Here is a 2,976-nt window from a genome sequence, read left to right on the forward strand (position 1 = left end):
GCGGCATTGAAGAAGCGGCACCGTCACCAGGAGTTCTTGGCGTTCCTGCGCCAGAACGAGCGGACCTCAGAATCACCAAGTGCTGCTGTAGTACTAAGCCGCTGGCTTGGCGAAGGCCGGATTATCAGTGGCCGGTATGTCCACGGTCGTCATTCGATTGTGGTGGCGCCGATCGGGCGTGAGGATGGCAAAAAAACATGAGTCTGCGCCGGGCCTGCAGCGGAACGTCTTCCCACTCACGCTCCAGACCCTGACGGGGAGGATGCGGAGCGTGACTTGGCCCGGCACAGAGGAAACCACGGCCTGGCGCGGCAGCACACAGGTGTCTCCGTCCACCCCGGTAGCGGTCCTCTTGGCGCACTGCATGAGACCGATCTGCTCACGCCGTGCGAAGTCTCGAGACGTCAAGGTGATTCCTTGCCTGCCATTAACTTCTTGCCAGTTGGCTTCAAACTCTGGCCGAGGAGGAAGCTCGGCGTCTGCCGTCCACACTATGGAATCCCAAGCCGCTAGGGGCGTCTGCGGAGCGTCCACTAAGCGAATGTGGCACCCCTGCTCGATACAGTCCCATTCTTCGCGGTTCCCGTAGTTTACTACCGGAGGAATGGTCATCTCGGTGTCAATGCGACCGTCTTCGTCGGTTTGTGTCACCCGACTGCGCGACAAGTCGCACTCGTTGGACTGAACTTCCTCGAAGTCATCTTGGGTGTCCATGGCTACCGGCTCCCTTCCAATACAGGGAACCAACTCCACAAATCGCTTGCTCCACGGCGTTTCGCCCGAAACGCGTGCCCTCTCCCAGGGCCGAACCTCAGCCTGAACCTCAAGGCTGGAAACGGTCGAAGAAGCCGAAGACTCCTCATCGCGGGGTGTCGACTCTGTGTCCGTACATGCTCCGACCATGCTGCAGGCAATCGCCAACACTAGACAGTGTTGGAGAAAACGACGGTCAATCCTCACGGATAACCAAACCTCACATCCACGACGTGCCCGATCTCGCCGCCCCAGGACTGCTGATCTCTGAGCCAGTTAACGCCGCCGTTGAACGTATGGAAGTTCGACTCGAAGTAGCAAACAGCGCCTTGAATCTGACTGACTTCCCCGAGCGTTCCCGGATAGTCATAGATACGGTCGTTGCCTGGAGTGGATGGCCCCATCGTGTCTCGAATGTCTGTCGCACAAGACTTCCCGTTGACGCCCTCCATGTATAGTCCCCATGTGCCTTTGGCGCTAGCTGGGTTGTTTTCATTCTTACAGTTGTTCTCGCTGTAAGACCAACCAGGCGCAGCATTACTGTGCAACGGCACGTGAACAGTGGAGCCCCAGGAGTTGGAATTGGCAATATTCTGGGCGGCCAGGCCGTTGCCAATCCTGACGCGATAACCCCGTTCCAGAAGATTCTCGTAGTACGTCTGCGACCCTTGAGTGGCCTGAAGCGCGAGTTGGTGTGAGCCCGCGTTCTCGTTGTATCGAGAATTCTCGGAACCTTTGCAGCCATAGTTCGGCTGGCATTGACCCGAACCCGCATCGTGGCAGGCCTCGGAGAGATACACCGTCTTCCCGTTCCAATCCCCAGGTCCCGGGTAAAAGATATCGTCTGCGGCGGCCCTGTCCACGGTGCCGAACACCAACAGTAGCCCCAGAATGACGGTGAGTAACCCACCCTGAACCCTCATGACAGTCCCTCGATCTGCGAGACGACGTGGCTCCTCGTATAGGGATCAAGACAGATCCCGAGCTGAACATTCTCGTCGAAGTTCATTGCCTCCGCGAAAGCCAAGCAATCGCCGCCGATACTGAACGTGACCCCACGGATCTCTGGGTCCGCAAGCAGTGCTGTCGCGAGCAATTCTTCAGGTCCAAACCTTGACTCGGTCTCAGTCGAGCTCCACAAGGTAGACATGTCTGCGACGGAGCCCCAATCAACATTGACCTGCGCGCCGTGTAGCTCGATCTTCGGTCCCCTCGCCAATGCGCCGTCCAGCGTAGCGATGGCCGCAGCGCGTTCGATACTGGATGAGTTCCGCGTGAGCCTCGCCCCGAAGAAACGAGCGCATTGCGAACTCTCATACTCAGGGGCCACGCCGTCAAGAAGGGCAACCAGGCAGGCGCGCTCGGCCCCGCCGCCAGTGCTGCCTTGGGCTCCTGAGGAGCTAACTGCTGCGAGGTCCGCCCTTCTTCTTTCCGCTCCCTCGGCCACGTCCATCCCCAACACGACGATTTCGGAATCTTCTCCATCGTTCACGAGCGTCTCAACGACTTCTTCAGCCAGCCTGGGGTCAACTCGCGTGTCGATATACCATCGGTCCTCGACTTTTTCGGCAACTTTCTCGGCCCCAGGGATGCCGAGTTGGGACACTTCGCCTTGATCCCGCGAAGCTCCTTCGGCGCCGCCGAAGCCCATGGTTGTCGCGCATAGTGCTGCGGCGACTCCGATCCCGAGAACTGAGTACCGCTTCACGGCGTCCGCCTTACTGGGTGCTCGCGACAATGGTTGTTTGAATGCTGCGTGACCGCATCCGCGGCGTCAAGGGCTCATCCCGGAGGAGGGTGTACCTGGCGTGAATTTTGCGTAGCCGGACGGTTGGCCTTGGCGAGGATCTGGTCTGCGGTCTTGGTCCAGACGAAGGGGTGGCAGCGGTCGTTCCAGCCGTCGATGAACGCGCGGATCTTGGCGTTGAGGTCACCCACGGAATTGAAGACACCGCGGCGGATGGCTTGTCGCTCGACGATGCCGAACCAGACCTCGACAAGGTTCATCCACGACGCGTGGGTCGGGGTGAAGTGCACGACGAACTGTGGATGCTCGGCCAGCCAGGCGCGGACGGTCGCGTGCTTGTGCGCGGCGTAGTTGTCCATCACCAGATGCAGCTCGGCCGGGTCGCCGTTCCCATCGAGGACGTGACGGTAGGTCCGCTCGTTCTGGCGCAGGAACGCCAAGAACTCCTGGTGACGGTGCCGCTTCTTCAATGCCGC

At 59.7% G+C, this 2,976-nt stretch carries 4 protein-coding genes; 1 reads left to right on the top strand and 3 read right to left on the bottom strand.

Features of this window, described 5'->3' with window-relative positions; all coding sequences use genetic code 11:
• The coding region (locus ACYVKX_RS11015) for a hypothetical protein (RefSeq protein ID WP_460831978.1) at positions 1–201 on the top strand (201 nt) is incomplete at its 5' end.
• Positions 202–956: 755 nt separating this feature from the next.
• Here the strand turns inward: ACYVKX_RS11015 and ACYVKX_RS11020 are convergent.
• The 3 genes from ACYVKX_RS11020 to ACYVKX_RS11030 all read right to left on the bottom strand — a co-directional run.
• Entirely contained in the window at positions 957–1,676 is a 720-nt protein-coding gene (locus ACYVKX_RS11020; RefSeq protein WP_460831980.1) for a hypothetical protein, read from the bottom strand.
• Positions 1,673–2,461, bottom strand: a complete 789-nt coding sequence (locus ACYVKX_RS11025; protein WP_460831982.1) for a hypothetical protein — start codon at positions 2,459–2,461, stop codon at positions 1,673–1,675. The genes ACYVKX_RS11020 and ACYVKX_RS11025 overlap by 4 nt, the downstream gene beginning before the upstream one ends.
• 74 nt (positions 2,462–2,535) lie before the next feature.
• The coding region (locus tag ACYVKX_RS11030; protein ID WP_460831984.1) for a transposase at positions 2,536–2,976 on the bottom strand (441 nt) is incomplete at its 5' end.

The organism is Nocardioides hungaricus, assembly GCF_054782915.1.

Excerpts from the sequence above, each read along its gene's own strand:
- ACYVKX_RS11020 (WP_460831980.1), bottom strand. The coding sequence starts at position 1,676 with ATGAGGGTTCAGGGTGGGTTACTCACCGTCATTCTGGGGCTACTGTTG.